This window comes from uncultured Traorella sp. (assembly GCF_944327115.1).
GTDB lineage: Bacteria > Bacillota_I > Bacilli_A > Erysipelotrichales > Erysipelotrichaceae > Traorella.
Map to the genome: position 1 here is coordinate 1 of NZ_CALVGS010000098.1, position 17,603 is coordinate 17,603.

Consider the following 17,603-nt stretch of genomic DNA (forward strand, 5'->3'; position numbering starts at 1 on the left):
AGGAGAGCTGTCCTTAGTACGAGAGGACCGGGATGGACCTTCCGCTGGTGCACCAGTTGTATCGCCAGATGCACAGCTGGGTAGCTAAGAAGGGAACGGATAAGCGCTGAAGGCATCTAAGCACGAAACCGCCTCCAAGATGAGATTTCCCATACGCAAGTAGTAAGACCCCTGAAAGACGATCAGGTAGATAGGTCAGAGATGGAAGCATAGCGATATGTGGAGTTGACTGATACTAATCGGTCGAGGACTTAATCACAAAGGAAGAGAATGGAAAGTCGACTGTTATTCGGTTTTGAGGGAACGACCTCAGAGCTCTGGTGGCGATGGCCGAGTGGAAACACCTGTACCCATCCCGAACACAGAAGTTAAGCACTCGCGCGGTGACAATAGCCGGGCCTGCCCCTGTGAAGATAGCTCGCTGCCAGATCACCGACTCACTCCTTGTGAGTCTTTTTTTATTATTAAATTCAAAAGAATAAAACAAAACGTTTGATAGAAGTAATTTGTCATAGAGTGTGATATAATACAACAGGAGGACGAATATGTTTATTTTTAAAGAAAATATTGAACCAAATCAACACGATGAATTTGTTAAGAATCACCCCTTATGTGCACTTCTTCAGTCCTCTTCATGGGCAAGTGTCAAGGATAACTGGGATCATGCGATCGTAGGTGTGGAGGAAGACGGCCAATTGGTTGGTTCGAGTCTTGTGTTGATCAAAAGACTTCCTTTTTCATTAACGATGATGTATATACCTAGAGGACCTATCATGGATTATGAGAATAAAGAACTTGTACGCTTTTATCTTAATTCATTAAGTACATGGGCCAAAAAATATCATTGTTTATTCATTAAGTTTGATCCGGGCATACGTATCCGGGAGTTTTTAGTGAAAGATAAGGATAAGACAGCTTATGCTGATAATACCCAGGAAATCATTCATAACATTGAAAATGGCGGCGGCCGTCATTTAGGCTTTACGCTAGATATGAAGGATACGGTACAGCCACGATTTCAAATGGGAGTACACAAGGTTGATGATTTCGCCAAATATGTACAAAAGGATGTACGTAAATCCAAAAATGCGGCACTACGAAAGCATGTTGAAGTTAAACGCTATGGTATTGAAATGGTAGATGTCTTTTCAGATATCATGCATCTGACGGAAATTCGTAAAGGTGTTGCGTTGAGAAACCGGGAATATTTCAAAAAATTAATGGAAGTTTATCAGGACGATGCCTATTTGTTCCTGTGCAGCGTAGATCCGACGATTCGCGGGCATGAAGTGCAGGAACGTCTTTCTGAAATTGAAAAAGAATTGAGTCAGGATAATTTATCATTGAATCAGATCGACCGTCTTCAGATCGATCAGAAAAATTTGACTGAAGAATGGAAATCCCTTGAAGAGGTACTTAAAAAATATGATTCAAACACCTATATCGCCGGAGCTTTGATGATTGGATATGGAAAGACGGTTGAGATGTTATATGCTGGTATGAATGAAGATTTTAAGAGCTTTAAGCCGCAATTTTTATCTCATTTCATTCGTTTCCAATTTGTTTTCGATCAAGGTTATGAGTATGCTTGCATGGGCGGTGTTGAAGGAACGCTGGATGATGGTCTAACGGGTTATAAATCAAAATTCAATGCACTTGTCAGCGAATATATCGGTGAATTTGATCTGCCGGTCAATCATCTTTTATACCGTTTAAGTCGTTTGGCTTATACAATAAGAAAGAAGAGAAGATTATGAAGAAAGTTATTCATTCAAAAAAGGATACCGAGCTATTAGGAAGAAAGTTAGGAGAATTGAGTTTCAAAGGCATGTGTATTACTTTAAATGGTGATTTAGGTGCCGGAAAAACAACGCTTACTAAAAGTATCGGCAAGGGGATGGGCATTGATAAAACAATCAGCTCGCCGACCTTTACTATTTTAAAAATCTATAAAGGAAATATACCGCTCTATCATATTGATGCCTATCGAATGGAAGGAATCGATCAGGATCTTGGATTCGAGGAAATACTTCAGGGAGAGGGTGTCTGTGTGATCGAGTGGGGAGAATTCATCAAAGATATCCTTCCTGAAGAGCGATTGGATATTTCTATATATATTCAGAAAGATGAAGAAAGAATTTTTGATATCAATGCTTATGGAGAGCGTTATGAATCATTATTGGAGAAGCTTTTATGAAAACATTAGTATTAGATACATGTCATAAGTATATCGTTGTCGGCTGCTTTGAGGATGACCAGTGTCTTAGCTCATGGAATGAGTGGGCCTGGAAGCAGCAAAGCGAACGCTTTTTTGAAGCGTTGAATGCTTGTATGGATCAGGCGGGATGGGAATGCGATGATCTTGATCAAATCGTACTGACAGAGGGGCCTGGAAGCTATACTGGCGAACGCATTGCGATGACTTTCGCAAAGGTCTTATGTACGCAGAAGCCTATTGATTTATATACAATACCTACTTATTTGATATTTGCAGGTCAAAACAGTGGAGAAGTTATTTTAGATGCCCGCAGCAATCGCGTTTATTGCGGAACATGTGAAAACGGAAGACTTGTTAGTGAAACGATAAAAACACTTGATCAAATCAAAGAAGACAAAGATAGAGGGATCAACATCATGGGGGATACCTACCTTATAGGTGAAGAAAATAAAGAAATCGATCTGGCTGCGAATTTCATAGCAGTGAAATGTTCATGGAAGAAAGTGGCAAATGTACATACACTGACACCTCATTATTTAAAAAATAAGGAAGAATTAGTAAAATGATCCGTGAAATGACGCCAGATGATCTGGATCAGGTAATGGAAATCGAAAAAGAAGCGTTTCATGAGCATTGGAAACGTGAAGATTTCGAATATGAAATTTCAAAAAATGAATTTTCAAATATGAAGGTATATGAAAAAGATGGTCAAGTCTTAGGAATGGTTGGCTATTACATTCTTTTTGATGATGCCCAGATCACGACATTGGCGGTGTCGCATCAAGCCAGACGTCATGGCATTGCTTATGAGTTGATGAGCTATGTCATCGAACAGTGCGACCGGCAAAAATGCAGCGTCCTTTCGCTGGAGGTTAGGAAAAGTAATGAAGCTGCCATTCATTTATATAAAAAATGTGGCTTTTATGAGATGAATATAAGAAAAGGCTATTATGAAGACGGGGAGGATGCCCTTTTCATGATGAAAGCTTTAGGAGGAAACATATGAGTAAGATACTGGCAATTGAATCAAGCTGCGATGAAACTGCAGCAGCAGTGATCGAGGATGAGCATATTGTTCTTGCGAATGTCGTAGCGACACAGATCGATGTCCATAAAGAATATGGCGGCGTGATTCCGGAAATTGCTTCACGCATACATATTGAAAATATTTCTATGGTCATTAATGAATGCCTAAAAAAAGCAAATTTAAAAATGGAAGATATCGATGCCGTTGCTTTTACGCAGGGTCCCGGTCTGATCGGCAGCCTGCATGTAGGCGTTCAGGCCGCTAAAACACTGGCATGGGCATTTAAAAAGCCATTGGTACCTGTTCATCATATTGCAGGACATATTTATGCCAATCGTCTTGTCAGTGAATTGCATTTTCCATTGCTGGCATTAGTTGTCAGCGGTGGACATACCGAACTGATCTATATGAAGGATGAGTGGAGCTTTGAGGTGTTAGGAACCACTCAGGATGATGCGATCGGTGAAGCTTTTGATAAGGTGGGCAGAGTTTTGGGGCTTCCTTATCCGGGAGGTGTATATATTGATAAATTATCAAAGCAGGGAAAAAATATTTATAAGCTGCCGAAACCAAAACCGGAAAAAGAACTCGATTTTTCTTTCTCGGGCCTTAAATCCGGAGTATTGCAATTTATCAAGCGTATGGAGCGTCAAAATGAAACATTTAAACCTGAGGATCTTGCTTGCTCCTTTCAGGAAACAGCCATCAGCTGTCTGTTAGAAAGAGCTGATAAGGCATTAGCAAGCCTTAAGGTGAAACAGTTTGTATTGGCCGGTGGAGTGGCTGCCAATAGCTGTTTACGTGAGCATGTGACCAATGATCTTCAGAAAAAATATCCAAACGTTGAATGTCTGATCCCACCGCTGTCGTGTTGTACAGATAATGCCGCTATGATCGGTGTTGCCGGAAGCGTTGCTTATCGTCATGGTGTACGGGCCGGTTTTGATGTCAGTGCGGATCCGGGAATGGATCTTGAAAGTTAAATAAATTAGATTATTCACAAAGATTTACTTTTGTGATATACTGATTGTAGGTGATCGTATGACAAACAAAAATGTGCCAAAGGCAACGCTTCAAAGATATCCCCTATATTTAAAAGCATTGAGAAAGCTTGCAAATTCGGGCGTAGAAAGGATTTTATCGAAGGAATTAAGTGAATATGTAAATATTGAATCAACAACGATACGTCGTGATTTTTCATTTCTCGGTAATCTTGGAAAGCAAGGATACGGATATGATGTGTCAAAACTGATTGATATTTTTTCACAAGAGCTTGGATTAGATTTTGATGAAAAAATTATTTTGATTGGTGCCGGAAATCTTGGCCGGGCATTAATGAAATATAATAAATGGAATTATGTTGTCGGTGAGATAACATGTGCTTTTGATGTTTCTGCTGATAGACAGGGAGTACGTTTTGGCATTCCGGTCTATGATCTTAGTGAATTGGAAGAAAAAATTCCTCAAGGATGTCGAATCGCGATCCTTGCTGCCAGTACTGATATCCAACAGACCGTGGACAGACTGGTGAAGTGTGGTATCGTAGGCATCGTTGATTTTACCCATGAGCACATTCAAGTGCCAAAAGGGGTTGCAATTAAGTACGTTGATGTAGTATCATCTATACAGGAGCTTGTTTTTGAAACAAATGCTTTAGATAAGAAAACGGCAAAGAAATGAGTCACCCATTGACTCCCTTATCAGCGACTTCATGATGGTGAAAGATGAAGAAGGGAAGATGAGCGTGGAACACTCATGGAGCTGAACCGGAGAAATTGAGTAGACGGTTACGCGGGCAGGCGTTATATGCATATAAGATGCGTATCAGAAGGTACGAATCAGGATGGCACCGCGTTATTACGTTCCTGAATGGGAACGTTTTTTTATAAGAAAAAGGAGAAAGAGATATGTTTGAATTTATGACGATTCGTGAATTGTATGAAATGGTTCAATCACAGAATCATATGGAATTGGATTCGATTGAGTATGTGCAGTTGCAAGGATGGGTCAGAACTAATCGTTGTAATGGTAAGCTGGGATTTATTGAGCTTAATGATGGTACTTATTTTAGAAATGCACAGCTCGTTTATCAGACAACGTTGAAAAACTTTGAGGAAGTACGCCATTATCGTACCGGAACTGCATTAACGATTACCGGTAAATTTGTTTTGACCCCAGAGGGTAAACAGCCTTTTGAAATCCAGGTGACTGAAAGCATATTGGAGGGGGATTGCGATGAGGATTATCCGCTGCAGAAGAAGCGTCATAGTTTCGAATATCTGCGTGAAATACCACATATCCGTCCCCGTGCAAATACCTATTACGCTGTTTTCCGTTTAAGAAGCGTATTGTCCATGGCCATTCATGAGTTTTTCCAGGATCAGGGCTTTGTCTATGTGCATACACCGATCATCACCGGCAATGACGGTGAGGGTGCAGGTGAAATGTTTAAGGCAACTGTACGCAGTGACGATAAATATGAAGAGGACTTTTTCGGAAAAGAAGCCTATCTGACTGTAACGGGTCAATTACATGTCGAAGCTTTTGCTTTGGCCTTTAGGGATGTTTACACATTCGGACCGGCTTTTAGGGCTGAAAATTCAAATACACCATTCCATGCATCGGAATTTTGGATGATCGAACCGGAAATTGCTTTTGCGGATTTAAACGATAATATGAATCTGATCGAAGATATGATCAAATACTGTATCGATTATGTATTAGAAAATGCACCTGAAGAAATGAAATTCTTCAATACGATGATCGATCATGATGTGATGAATCGTTTGAATATGATTCGTAACAGTGAATTTAAGCGCATGACTTATACGGAAGCCATTGAAATATTAGAAAAAGCAGATGTGAAGTTTGAAAACAAGGTTTCATGGGGCATGGATCTTAACCGTGAACATGAACGTTATATCTGTGAACAGATTGTCCATGGTCCGGTATTCCTGACCGACTATCCAAAAGATATCAAGGCGTTCTATATGCGTATGAATGATGATGGAAAAACGGTAGCCGCTTGTGATCTTCTCGTTCCGGGAGTAGGTGAGCTTGTTGGCGGCAGTCAGCGTGAAGAACGTTATGATGTACTGAAAAAGAGAATGGAAGATATGGGCATGAAAACCGAAAATCTGGAATGGTACATGGATCTAAGACGCTTTGGTGGCTGCAAGCATGCCGGATTTGGTCTTGGCTTTGATCGTTTCTTAATGTATTTAACGGGTATCGGTAATATCCGTGATACGGAACCATTCCCAAGAACACCAAGAAATCTGATATTCTAGACTCTGCATAGGGTCTAGTTTTTTTTTCACATTTCAACTATAATAATAGCGAAAGGAAAAGAATATGGCTTATGTAAAAAAACCGCGAAGAAAAATCAAATGGAAAATTGCAATTCCGCTGTTATGTTTAATTTTGTGTGTCATTTATCTTTTGATAAATGTTCTTTTCCCGCGTACAGAAAACAATGAAGGCGTACAGATCTGTTCTTATTCGGTTTCCAAGACCCATGCTTTATTGGAACAGGAATATGAAAGAACATATGAAATCAGCGATTATTTCTTTTATGGTGAAAATTTAAGTTTTCTGCAAGAACCTTATACATTAGGACAAAGTGATGATCTATTTGGAAAAACGATCCAGCTTAGAAATCTTTGCAACGATGAGAAGATATTGTTTCAATTATCCAATTCTGTTGATCAACAGATTGATCTGGGAGAATTAGAGGATGGTTTTTATGAGGTCTATGTCGTTAATAATCTTCAGGAATATCGCATGATCAGCACAAATGAGATCAGTGATGTTTTTCATACGGTCACCCGTAATGATGGAAGCAAAAAAGTTGAAGTTATTGCGACGAATAATTATTTAAAAGATACTGAATTAAGTCAGAATTATGTATATCTGAATATCACAAGTGACAAGGTTCAGGAAGATAAATATGATATTTTGATCGATCCGTTTGGCGGTAATGATGACTATGGCACAGGTGTTCGCTGGGGGTATCAGATCAACGGCTTAAATGAGAATGATGAAATGTATAAGGCTGCTCTGGTTTTGAAAGAAAAACTGGAGGAGTATGGTTTTGTTGTAGGCTTGACAAAAAATTCAATGGAACAGCAGATCAATACCAATGGTGTTGATGGCCGGGCTTATATTGGTTATGAGCATGAAGCAAAGTTATATCTGAACCTGCAATTTAATGGCTCAGATTATTCTTCTACCAGTGGTATCGAAATTACGCATTCTTATTATGCTTCTTCAGCACTGGCCAACCAGATCATTCATGATTTAGAAGAAAGCGTAGGTCTGATGGGTTCAACGCTATATCCGGGAACGGTACAAAACGGTGTTTTGACGAATACCGCAAAAAATGCCGAAGGTATCCTGTATGATAATAATTCTGTGGTTCGTGAAACAGGCGGAGTCGCAACGGGAGCCGGCAGCATGAATGAATCCATGCGTGAGGAAAATGCATTTGCGAGCGGGAATAAAAAAGGCATGCAGGCGTTGATGATGCGTCTGATCTATGTTTCCAACCCAATGGATTATAAGCTTTGGGTGGATGATTACGAAAGTATCATGAGTAGCATTGCGGATTCGATTGCTACTTATTATCAGATTGAAATTGGGGATCATTAACTATGAAATATCAGATTAATAAAGGAAGCAAGGGCTTTGGTGGTACCACCTTGTTTGAAAATATTCAGTTTGAAGTCAGAAATAATGAGAAAATAGCTCTGATTGGTAATAATGGTTGTGGAAAGACCACCCTTTTGAAGATCATGGCCGGTGAGGAAGAATTGGATAGCGGTGTGATCCATAAGGCGAATGATTGCCGTATCGGTTATTTAGCTCAGACAACATTTGCGAATGAAGAAAACAGTGTGCAGGATGAAATGAACACTGTTTTTTGGGAAGTCTTAAAAATTAAAGATCGGTTGGAGAAGGTCTATCAACAAATGGAATATGATCATAGTGAGGCATTGTTGGAGGAATATGCCAATCTTCAGCACGCATTTGAAGAAAGAGGCGGTTATACGATACAATCGTCGATTGAAACGGTGTTTACAAAATTCGGATTTAAAGAAGAGGATCTGTCACGGCAGATCAAAACATTTTCAGGAGGACAGCGCACTCGTATTGCTTTTGTGAAGCTGCTGCTTTCTCAACCGGATATCTTGCTGCTGGATGAGCCGACGAATCATCTTGATTTGGAAACGATCGAATGGCTGGAAGGATTTGTGAAACGCTATCCTAAGGCTGTGGTTCTGGTTTCTCATGACCGCACCTTTATCAATAATGTTGCGGATGAGATCTATGAAATCGAATGGGGCGTCATGCGTCGTTATGTCGGCAATTATGATGCTTTTTTGAAAACGAAGGAAAGTGATATCGAACGTCAAAAAAGTGCTTATGCGCGTCAGCAGAAAGAAATTGAACGTATTGAGGCATTGATCGAAAAATTCCGTTATAAGAAAAATAAAGCGGCATTTGCGCAAAGCAAGATCAAATATTTGGAAAGAATGGATAAAATAGAAGATGTCAATCCATCTAAAAGAAGCTTTAAGGCACATTTTCATGCACGTATTCGCGGCGGAAAACGCGTATTAGAGGTAAAAGATCTTGCTATCGGATATGATCATGTGCTCTGTAAGGTTTCCTTTGAAATCATGCAGCATGAACGAGTGGCGGTCATTGGGCCGAATGGTAAAGGAAAATCAACGTTAGTAAAAACGATCATGGATCTGATACCTTCTCTCGGCGGTGAAAAGCTGCTGGGTCATCAGATCGAGATCGGTTATTTTGATCAGGATCTGGCTCAGTTTAACAGCAATAATACGATATTAGAAGAAGTGTGGAATGAATATCCGGATATGACACGCAGTGAAATCAGAACAGCTTTGGGATGTTTTTTGTTTACAGGCGATGATGTATTTAAGACGATTGATTGTTTAAGCGGTGGTGAGAAGGTGCGTCTGTCACTTGTAAAGCTGATGCTGAAGCAGCCTAACTTTTTGATCATGGATGAACCGACCAATCATCTTGATCTGGCCGGAAAAGAAGCTTTGGAAAATTCATTGAAAGAATATGACGGAACGATGATGTTTGTTTCCCATGACCGTTACTTTATCAATAAGCTGGCAACGGCCATCCTTCATATTGATGAAAATGGCGCAACCTTTTATAAGATGAATTATCAGGATTACCTGGATCGTAATAAGCCGCATGAAGAACCTGTAAAGGCGAAAAAATCATCGGCACCTGTTAAGCAGGAAGAAAAGAAGAATATCAATTATTCAAGAGAAATTCGCCGTCTTGAAAAGATGATCGATCAGAAAGAAACCGAAATCGAAGCATTGCGTGAGCTGCGTTTTGATCCGGAATATTATCATGATTATCGTAAGATGGCAGAATTAGATGAAAAAATTGATGATGTCAATAATGAAATCGAAAATCTAATGGCTAAATGGGAAGAATATAGTGAAATAATGGATAAAGCACAGTAAAAGCTATATAGAAATGAAAAGTGTTTGAACATGATCTTTAGAGCTGAAATAAGATCATGAATTCAAATGCTTTTTTATTAGAAATCATTTTATTTTCACATATAAAATATAAACTACTATATTGTAATATATAATAGTTGGTGATATAATACACTCAAGGAGTGATACGATGAATGCACAGTTAAAAAAAGGTGTCCTGGATATGTGTGTATTAAGTCAATTGAAAGTCCGTGATCAATATGGGTATGAGCTGACAGAAAAAATATCACGATCGATGTCGATTGCGACAGGAACGCTTTATCCAATCTTAAAAAGACTTAAAGATGAGAAGCTGGTAGAAACCTATTTAAAAGAATCTAGTGATGGGCCTGCACGTAAGTATTATCATCTGACAGAAAAGGGATATGATGCGGAAAAGGCAGCAAGAAAGCAATGGCATGAATTTGTGAGACAGGTAGAAAAAATATTGGAGGAAAACGATGATGAGTAGAGAAGAATATATGAATCAGTTAAAAAAAGCACTTGAAGGCTGTTCACCAGAAAGAAGCCAGGAAATTTTGGAGGATTTTAATGAACATTTTGAAATTGGTTTGGCTGATGGCAGCAGCGAAGAGGAAATCATTGAATCATTGGGGAATATTTCTGAATTTATCAATGAATTGAAGAATGAACCTAAGCCAACCCTCAAAGCGGATCAGAATATCCATTCAGCAGTTATTTATAGTGATAAAGGGGATATTGAGATAAAAATGGGGAATAAGATGGAATATGAGCTTAAAAATTGGAAAAGTACCAGCCATGCTTATTATGATTTTGAGTGTTATACCGAGAATCAGACATATTATTTCAAATTACACAGCAAACCGATGCAGCTGCCCGGAATACTTAAAAATGTGAAGATGAAGATTACCTTACCTGCTGGTCTGAAGCTTGAAGCACAGACCAAGTTAGGTGATATTGAAATTGAAAAAGGAATATTTGATCAGGTTGATATAAAGACTCAGTCAGGTGATTTTGAGGGTGATATCACCGGAAAAGAAATATCTGTAGATAACGCACTAGGGGATATCAAAGGATCATTTAAGGCAGATAAAAGCGTGCATGCCTTTACATCCAAGGGAGATGTCAAATGTAATGCAAATGCACCAAGCATCAATCTTGAAAGTCGTTTAGGTGATGTGAAAGCTCATATAGCCCGGGCAGATCAGGTGTTCATGAAAAGCAGCCTGGGGGATATCAAATTAAATATTTCTGGAAATGATTCATTTGATATTTCCTATACAAAAGGATTGGGAGATATTAAATGCCGTGTTCGAGATGTGACGTTGAAAAAACATGGTTTTATAAAAAATGATGGTAAGTGTAAAATTGAATTGATCAGCCGTATGGGTGATATTGAGATAACAGATTAATGCATTTTTATCAAAAGATTTTGAAAAATATATAATTGAAAATAAATTGACGGATCAAATGAAGAAATCTCAGGATAATGAAAGAAATCTTCATAAGGAAAACAAGTGTCTTTCTTATAAAGACACTTGTTTTTATATGTCGTTCACAGAAGAACGAATGATATATTTTGTGAAAACAGTTACAAAAAATATGAAAAAAAAGAAAAAAACTTCAAAAAAACTTCAAATTTGCTTGCATTTTTGTTTCTCATCATTTAAAATGTTTGAGTATAGCAGAGAGGCTATGATATTTTATCAATAGGAGGATAAAAAGATTATGAAAAAATTTTTAGGATTATCTTTAAGTGCTCTTATGGTTGCAGCTCTTTCTGGATGTGGCGGAAATAATGTTTCAAGCGTTACGAACTATGCTTATGTATATTCAAGCGATGTTCAGAACCTGGACTATGTTACATCACAGTATGCTGTTGACCATCAAGTAAACGCAAACCTCGTTGATGGATTGTTGGAAAACAGCACAACAGGTGAGCTTGTAGGAGCACTTGCAGAAAGCTGGGAATCTAATGATGATGCCACAGTTTGGACTTTCCACTTACGTGAAGGAGTTCAGTGGGTAACTTCTGAAGGTGTTGAGTATGGCGAAGTAACTGCTCAGGACTTCGTTACCGGTTTACAGCACGCAGTTGATTTTGAATCAGGTACAGCTTGGCTGCTTGAAGGTGTACTGAAGAATTTCGTGGAGTATGAGCGTGGAGCAGTCACTTTTGATGAAGTAGGTGTTAAAGCAGTAGATACTTATACTGTTGAATACACGATGGAACAGTCTACTCCATACTTTGATTCAATGACAACTTACGCAATTCTTTACCCGATTAATGCTACTTTCTTGGAATCTCAAGGTGTAGGATGTAAGCTGGGTGAACCTGATAGAACAACTTGTTCATTTGGTTCAGTAGATCCTTCTTCCATTCTTTATAATGGTGGCTATTTATTGACAGCCCTGGATTCTAAATCTCATATTCAGTTCCAGAAAAATGAAAATTATTGGGATGCAGAACATGTTTATGTAGAAACAGTTGACTGGTATTTTGATGATGGCAGTGACCCTTATTCAGTAATCAACGGATTTGCCCAGGGTACTTATACTCAGGCTACATTGAGTGCAAGCTGGGAAGACTTTGAAGAATATGTAGAAGAATACAAAGATTATTATTATCCAACTTTACCAAACAGTGCATGTTTCGGAACAAACTTCAATTATAACCGTCAGTCTTATAACTATACAGCTCATACGACTGATGCGGAAAAAGAAAATACGCAGAATGCGATCAGAAATGCTAACTTCCGCCGTGCTTACATGGCTGCATTCGACCGTGTTGCTTATTTGACAGTAAATACTCCTGAAGAAGTAGCTGTTGATATGTTGCGTAATATGAACCAGTTCCCTGATATCGTAACTGCTCCGGATGGAACAAGCTATACTGAATTAGTAAATAATGCTTATGAAGAGCTGACTGGTGAAGCAATTGACTTATCTGATGGTCAGGATCCATTCTTAAACAAGGAAAAAGCATTGGAATACATCGAAGCTGCTAAGGCTGAAGGTGTTCAGTTCCCTGTTACATTGGATTTACTTGCTATCGGTGATCAGTCACAGATTTATATCGATAGAGCAAACTCTATGAAACAGTCTGTTGAAGCAAACACAGACGGACAGATCATTATCAACGTTATTTTACAATCTTATGATGTAGTTAATGATATTTGCTATCGTAATCAGGATCCAGCAAGAGCTGACTATGACATCAATACATTCTCAGGCTGGTCACCTGACTATGCTGACCCTAAATCATTCGTAGATATTTATTCAACTTCTTCTGGTGCTTATATGCACACACTTGGCTTGGCATTAGATGATGAAAATGATCCATCTAGCCAGGAAGCTAAAGCTGAAGTAGGATTAGATGAATACGAAAGATTATATCGTGAAGCTGATGCAATTACTACTGATATGCAGGCACGTTATGAAGCATTTGCAAAAGCTGATGCTTATATGGTAGCCAATGCAATCATGGTGCCTCAGCAGATGGACGCTCGTGGTTATGTAGTAACTAAGGTAGTTCCATTTACAAGAAGCTATTCAAATACTGGTATCTCTGAATATAAGTACAAGTTCATGAGAGTTCAGGAAGAAACTGTAACAAGAGAACAGTATGATGCTGCTTATGAGGAATGGTTAGCTGCAAGAGAAGCACAATAATTCCTGCAGAGATTATGAATTATCACGAAGGGATTGAAAAATTACTTTCAATCCCTTATTATTATCTGTGGAAGGAGGATATTTTGTGAAAAAATATATTCTAGGAAGATTTATTCGTTCAATATTTTCCATTCTTGCCGTAGTATGCATTGCCATCATTTTGGTTTATACATTAATACCACGTGATGAAATATTTAAGGTGGATCCTAACTTTACGAAATTACAGGGTGATTCACGTACAACATATATGTATGCAAGATGGAAAGAATTGGGATATCTCGATTATCAGCAGCAAGCAGACATGTGCAAAGCTTATAGTGATGATTATAGCAGCTGTATGGCAAGCGAAGGTGACTTTGAAGAGGTCGTTAAAGCTTATGAAAATGACGGCTATACGATACAAACTCTAAAAAGCGGACTTGTGTTTGCTTATCGCAACTATTCAATTCCTGAATTAGTCGGTAGATTCTTTTCAAATCTAATTGTTATTGATAACCCATCAGCAGTACAGGATTCGGATAATCCTGATTTGGAAAGAAGCTATTACATTGAAAGTGGACCGAATGGAATACCTGCGCTTAAATGTTCAGGATGTCAATATCAGTATCAGCTTTATGTAAATGGTTCATTCCCGTTTATACATCAAAATGTTATTAAGTTGAATTTTGGTATTTCGTTCCCAACTCATTCTGGTGTCAATACCTTAGAGGTCATCAATAGAGGACAGGATAAGACAAAGAGCGAAGAAATTACATTCCCAAATGGGTCAACGGGTAATTCTCCGATCAATCTTTATACGTGTCAGTACAAGGCGACATCAACATTAGATCATCTTGATGAGAGTCATTTTGATGATAACTATGCGAACTGTGCTTACAACTATACAGCGCCTTCAATGACTACGTTATCTTACATGTTTGGTATCTTATCGTTAATTATTGCTTATGCGATTGCGCTGCCTGCAGGTGTTATGATGGCACGTAAAAAAGATAAGTGGCAGGATAAATTAGGAATGGTTTATATCAATTTCATGATTGCCGTACCATCACTGGCCTTTATCTATTTTGCAAAGCAGATTGGTTTGATGTTTGGTTTACCAGATAAATTCCCTCAGTATGGATTCTCTGATATTCGTTCATATATATTACCTGTCATCATTCTTGCGCTGATGAGTACAGCAAGTGTTATGATTTGGATACGTCGTTATATGATCGATCAGTCAAATGCAGATTATGTTAAGTTTGCTCGTGCAAAAGGATTAAATGAAAAAGAAATATTCAATAAACATATTTTAAAGAATGCGATCATTCCAATCGTGAATGGAATACCTAGCTCAATTATTTTGTGCATCAGTGGTTCTGTTATCACTGAATCGGTATTTGCCATTCCTGGTATGGGTAAGATGCTTCCGGATTCAATCAATGCCTACAATAACAATATGGTTATCACATTGACCTTTATATTTACGGCATTATCTATATTCTCGCTTTTGCTTGGCGATATTCTGATGACGATTGTAGATCCTCGCATTCAGTTAAGCTCGAAAGGAGATAGTCGATAATGGAAGATAACAAATTTACTCTTGTCGGCATACAGGAAGGTGCTTCTGAGCATATCGCCGCTCCCCATTATTCATATTGGAAGAGTGTATTTAAGAAATTCTTTAGTAATAAAATTGCTATTACGATGTTAATAATCGCAGGTTTGGTTGTCGCTATGGCTTTCATTCATCCACTGATCAGTGGATATGATCCGGCGGTCAATCCTTATATTAATGATCGTTGGCGTCAGTTTCTTCGTCCTAGCCTGCAATTTTTGTTCGGTACCGATAATGGTGGCCGTGATGTGTTCTCTGCTGTTTGGTATGGAACACGTGCATCTTTAGAGATTGCTGTGATCTCAACTGCAATTACGACTGTGCTGGGTGTGGCTGTCGGAATGCTTTGGGGTTATTCTAAGAAGATTGATTCATTCATGATCGAGGTTTATAACATTGTTGCCAATGTACCTTTCCTACTTGTAGTAATGGTTCTGGTATTCGTTCTTGGTCCTGGAAAATGGCAGTTGATCTTTGCATTGTCCTGTACTTCATGGCTCAGTACGGCATACTTCATCCGTGTTCAGGTAATGATCATCCGTGACCGTGAATATAACTTAGCATCTCGATGCCTTGGTACACCTACGTATAAGGTGTTGCTGCACAATGTATTGCCATATCTGATTTCAGTTATCGTGACATCAGTAGCCCGTGATGTACCTAACTTCATTTCGTATGAAGTGTTCTTAAGCTATGTTGGTGTAGGTATGGGTGCCCAGGAAGCAAGTCTTGGTTATATCATTCAAACATATGCACCATATATGAGTTCAGCTGGTTATCTTTTCTGGATACCTGTTGGAGTCAGTGCTTTGATATCAGTATCGTTGTATGTGGTCGGACAAGCTTTGGCTGATGCTTCTGATCCGCGTACACATATGAATTAGGAGGATAGAATGATGAGTGAAGAAAGAAAAGTAATTTTATCCGCTAAAGATATTGAGGTGCAGTTCCATGTCCGTTCACGTGTCTTAACGGCGATTCGTGGTGTTTCTCTGGATTTATATGAAGGTGAAACGATTGCTATCGTTGGTGAATCGGGTTCAGGAAAATCTGTATTTACAAAAACATTTACCGGAATGCTTGATTCAAATGGTTTTATAACAAACGGATCTGTGATGTATGATGGCATAGATCTTACAAAGTTAAAGAAAGATAAAGACTGGGAAGGAATCCGTGGTAAAAGAATTGCGACCGTTTTCCAGGATCCGATGACATCACTGAATCCGGTTCGTACGATCGGTTATCAGATTGCGGAAGTTATTATCAAGCATCAAAAGAAAAGCAAGGAAGAAGCTAAGCAGATGGCTATCAAGCTAATGGGTGAGGTTGGTATTCCAAATCCTGAAACTCGTTATGATGAATATCCGTTCCAGTATTCCGGAGGTATGCGTCAGCGTATCGTTATTGCGATTGCTCTTGCCTGCCGTCCAAATATTCTTATCTGTGATGAACCGACAACGGCTTTGGATGTTACGATCCAGGCTCAGATCCTGAAACTGATCAAAGATCTTCAAAAGGAATATGGCTATACTACCGTTTACATTACGCATGACTTAGGTGTTGTAGCGAATGTTGCTGATCGTGTAGCTGTTATGTATGCAGGTCAGATCATAGAATTTGGTAATGCTGAGGAAATTTTCTATACACCAAAGCATCCTTATACATGGGCGTTGCTTTCAAGTCTTCCGCAGCTGGGTATCAAGGGCGAACCACTTTACGCCATTACGGGTACGCCACCTTCATTGTATGATAAGGTGGTAGGTGATGCATTTGCACCGAGAAATCCTTATGCGATGAAAATAGATTTTGAGGAAGAACCGCCATTCTTTAAAGTAAGTGATACACACTATGCAAAGACATGGCTGCTGGATCCACGTGCGCCACAGGTTGAGCCGCCAAAGGCTATCCGGAATCTTCATGATCGATTGATACACATGACAGACGAAAGAGGTGAGTACCGTGGTTAATGAAAAGGAAACAATTTTATCGGTACGCGATTTACAAGTAACTTTTGGCAGCGGAAAGAAAGCTTTCACTGCTGTGCAGGATGTCAATTTTGATGTCTATAAAGGAGAAACTTTCTCGCTGGTAGGTGAGAGTGGTTCGGGAAAGACAACGATTGGACGTGCTATTATTCGTATTAATCCTGCGACTAAGGGAGAAATATATTTCAAAGATAAAAAAATCAGTGGAAAGATTTCCAAAGAATTGGATAAATGGGTCGTTCGTAACATTCAGATGGTATTCCAGGATCCTGCCGCTTCATTAAATGAGCGTGCTACGGTGGATTACATCATTTCTGAAGGGTTATACAATTTCCATTTATATAAAGATGAAGAAGATCGTCGCAGAAAGGTAAGAGAAGCTGTTGAAAGCGTTGGTTTGCTGGATGAGCATCTTACTCGTTATCCGCATGAATTTTCGGGTGGTCAAAGACAGCGTATCGGTATTGCCCGTGCGATGGTCATGGAACCTGAATTATTGATTGCTGATGAACCGATTTCTGCATTGGACGTTTCTATCCGTGCCCAGGTATTGAATTTGCTGAAGAAGTTCCAAAAAGAACGTGAT

General features: G+C 39.0%; 16 protein-coding genes and 2 rRNA genes. All 18 read left to right on the forward strand.

Annotated features, from left to right (window positions below; genetic code table 11):
- Window positions 1-259: ribosomal RNA gene (locus Q0K35_RS08580) — 23S ribosomal RNA — on the forward strand; the annotation flags it as partial.
- A 57-nt stretch (window positions 260-316) separates the two neighbouring features.
- A 5S ribosomal RNA gene (gene rrf / locus Q0K35_RS08585) occupies window positions 317-430 on the forward strand.
- 115 nt (window positions 431-545) lie between these two features.
- Entirely contained in the window at window positions 546-1,757 is a 1,212-nt protein-coding gene (locus Q0K35_RS08590) for a peptidoglycan bridge formation glycyltransferase FemA/FemB family protein (protein ID WP_294562264.1), read from the forward strand.
- On the forward strand, window positions 1,754-2,197 hold the full coding sequence (gene tsaE / locus Q0K35_RS08595; RefSeq protein WP_294562265.1) for a tRNA (adenosine(37)-N6)-threonylcarbamoyltransferase complex ATPase subunit type 1 TsaE: 444 nt from the start codon (window positions 1,754-1,756) through the stop codon (window positions 2,195-2,197). The genes Q0K35_RS08590 and tsaE overlap by 4 nt, the downstream gene beginning before the upstream one ends.
- Window positions 2,194-2,784, forward strand: coding sequence for a tRNA (adenosine(37)-N6)-threonylcarbamoyltransferase complex dimerization subunit type 1 TsaB (gene tsaB / locus Q0K35_RS08600; RefSeq protein WP_294562266.1), 591 nt, complete (start codon window positions 2,194-2,196; stop codon window positions 2,782-2,784). Before tsaE ends, tsaB begins: the two co-directional genes overlap by 4 nt.
- Entirely contained in the window at window positions 2,781-3,224 is a 444-nt protein-coding gene (rimI, locus tag Q0K35_RS08605) for a ribosomal protein S18-alanine N-acetyltransferase (RefSeq protein WP_294562267.1), read from the forward strand. The genes tsaB and rimI overlap by 4 nt, the downstream gene beginning before the upstream one ends.
- A complete protein-coding gene (gene tsaD, locus Q0K35_RS08610) occupies window positions 3,221-4,228 on the forward strand; it encodes a tRNA (adenosine(37)-N6)-threonylcarbamoyltransferase complex transferase subunit TsaD (RefSeq protein ID WP_294562268.1) in 1,008 nt (335 codons plus the stop codon). The genes rimI and tsaD overlap by 4 nt, the downstream gene beginning before the upstream one ends.
- A gap of 58 nt (window positions 4,229-4,286) precedes the next feature.
- Complete coding sequence (locus Q0K35_RS08615) at window positions 4,287-4,925, forward strand: redox-sensing transcriptional repressor Rex (RefSeq protein ID WP_294562269.1); 639 nt, start codon at window positions 4,287-4,289, stop codon at window positions 4,923-4,925.
- A 227-nt stretch (window positions 4,926-5,152) separates the two neighbouring features.
- Window positions 5,153-6,535, forward strand: coding sequence for an asparagine--tRNA ligase (gene asnS / locus Q0K35_RS08620; protein ID WP_294562271.1), 1,383 nt, complete (start codon window positions 5,153-5,155; stop codon window positions 6,533-6,535).
- A gap of 64 nt (window positions 6,536-6,599) precedes the next feature.
- Window positions 6,600-7,895 (forward strand): N-acetylmuramoyl-L-alanine amidase, encoded by a 1,296-nt coding sequence (locus Q0K35_RS08625; RefSeq protein ID WP_294562272.1) that lies wholly within the window; start codon window positions 6,600-6,602, stop codon window positions 7,893-7,895.
- Between the two features lie 2 nt (window positions 7,896-7,897).
- The gene (locus Q0K35_RS08630; protein ID WP_294562273.1) at window positions 7,898-9,763 is read left to right on the forward strand and encodes an ABC-F family ATP-binding cassette domain-containing protein; all 1,866 of its coding nucleotides are present in this window, start codon (window positions 7,898-7,900) and stop codon (window positions 9,761-9,763) included.
- Between the two features lie 169 nt (window positions 9,764-9,932).
- A complete protein-coding gene (locus Q0K35_RS08635) occupies window positions 9,933-10,253 on the forward strand; it encodes a PadR family transcriptional regulator (protein WP_294562275.1) in 321 nt (106 codons plus the stop codon).
- Complete coding sequence (locus tag Q0K35_RS08640; protein WP_294562276.1) at window positions 10,243-11,175, forward strand: DUF4097 family beta strand repeat-containing protein; 933 nt, start codon at window positions 10,243-10,245, stop codon at window positions 11,173-11,175. Before Q0K35_RS08635 ends, Q0K35_RS08640 begins: the two co-directional genes overlap by 11 nt.
- Before the next feature lie 316 nt (window positions 11,176-11,491).
- Window positions 11,492-13,435, forward strand: coding sequence for a peptide ABC transporter substrate-binding protein (locus tag Q0K35_RS08645; protein WP_294562277.1), 1,944 nt, complete (start codon window positions 11,492-11,494; stop codon window positions 13,433-13,435).
- Between the two features lie 85 nt (window positions 13,436-13,520).
- Window positions 13,521-14,996: an ABC transporter permease gene (locus Q0K35_RS08650; protein ID WP_294562278.1), complete on the forward strand. Its 1,476-nt coding sequence runs from the start codon at window positions 13,521-13,523 to the stop codon at window positions 14,994-14,996.
- Window positions 14,996-15,916 (forward strand): oligopeptide ABC transporter permease OppC, encoded by a 921-nt coding sequence (gene oppC / locus Q0K35_RS08655; RefSeq protein ID WP_294562279.1) that lies wholly within the window; start codon window positions 14,996-14,998, stop codon window positions 15,914-15,916. Before Q0K35_RS08650 ends, oppC begins: the two co-directional genes overlap by 1 nt.
- 12 nt (window positions 15,917-15,928) lie before the next feature.
- Window positions 15,929-16,999, forward strand: a complete 1,071-nt coding sequence (locus tag Q0K35_RS08660) for an ABC transporter ATP-binding protein (RefSeq protein WP_294562280.1) — start codon at window positions 15,929-15,931, stop codon at window positions 16,997-16,999.
- The coding region (locus Q0K35_RS08665) for a dipeptide/oligopeptide/nickel ABC transporter ATP-binding protein (RefSeq protein WP_294562282.1) at window positions 16,992-17,603 on the forward strand (612 nt) is incomplete at its 3' end. The genes Q0K35_RS08660 and Q0K35_RS08665, both read left to right, overlap by 8 nt.

Coding starts and splice junctions, on each gene's coding strand:
- Q0K35_RS08640 (WP_294562276.1), top strand. CDS start 10,243: ATGATGAGTAGAGAAGAATATATGAATCAGTTAAAAAAAGCACTTGAA.
- oppC (WP_294562279.1), top strand. CDS start 14,996: ATGGAAGATAACAAATTTACTCTTGTCGGCATACAGGAAGGTGCTTCT.
- tsaE (WP_294562265.1), top strand. CDS start 1,754: ATGAAGAAAGTTATTCATTCAAAAAAGGATACCGAGCTATTAGGAAGA.
- Q0K35_RS08625 (WP_294562272.1), top strand. CDS start 6,600: ATGGCTTATGTAAAAAAACCGCGAAGAAAAATCAAATGGAAAATTGCA.
- Q0K35_RS08635 (WP_294562275.1), top strand. CDS start 9,933: ATGAATGCACAGTTAAAAAAAGGTGTCCTGGATATGTGTGTATTAAGT.
- Q0K35_RS08645 (WP_294562277.1), top strand. CDS start 11,492: ATGAAAAAATTTTTAGGATTATCTTTAAGTGCTCTTATGGTTGCAGCT.
- Q0K35_RS08590 (WP_294562264.1), top strand. CDS start 546: ATGTTTATTTTTAAAGAAAATATTGAACCAAATCAACACGATGAATTT.
- asnS (WP_294562271.1), top strand. CDS start 5,153: ATGTTTGAATTTATGACGATTCGTGAATTGTATGAAATGGTTCAATCA.
- Q0K35_RS08630 (WP_294562273.1), top strand. CDS start 7,898: ATGAAATATCAGATTAATAAAGGAAGCAAGGGCTTTGGTGGTACCACC.
- rimI (WP_294562267.1), top strand. CDS start 2,781: ATGATCCGTGAAATGACGCCAGATGATCTGGATCAGGTAATGGAAATC.
- Q0K35_RS08660 (WP_294562280.1), top strand. CDS start 15,929: ATGAGTGAAGAAAGAAAAGTAATTTTATCCGCTAAAGATATTGAGGTG.
- Q0K35_RS08615 (WP_294562269.1), top strand. CDS start 4,287: ATGACAAACAAAAATGTGCCAAAGGCAACGCTTCAAAGATATCCCCTA.
- tsaD (WP_294562268.1), top strand. CDS start 3,221: ATGAGTAAGATACTGGCAATTGAATCAAGCTGCGATGAAACTGCAGCA.
- tsaB (WP_294562266.1), top strand. CDS start 2,194: ATGAAAACATTAGTATTAGATACATGTCATAAGTATATCGTTGTCGGC.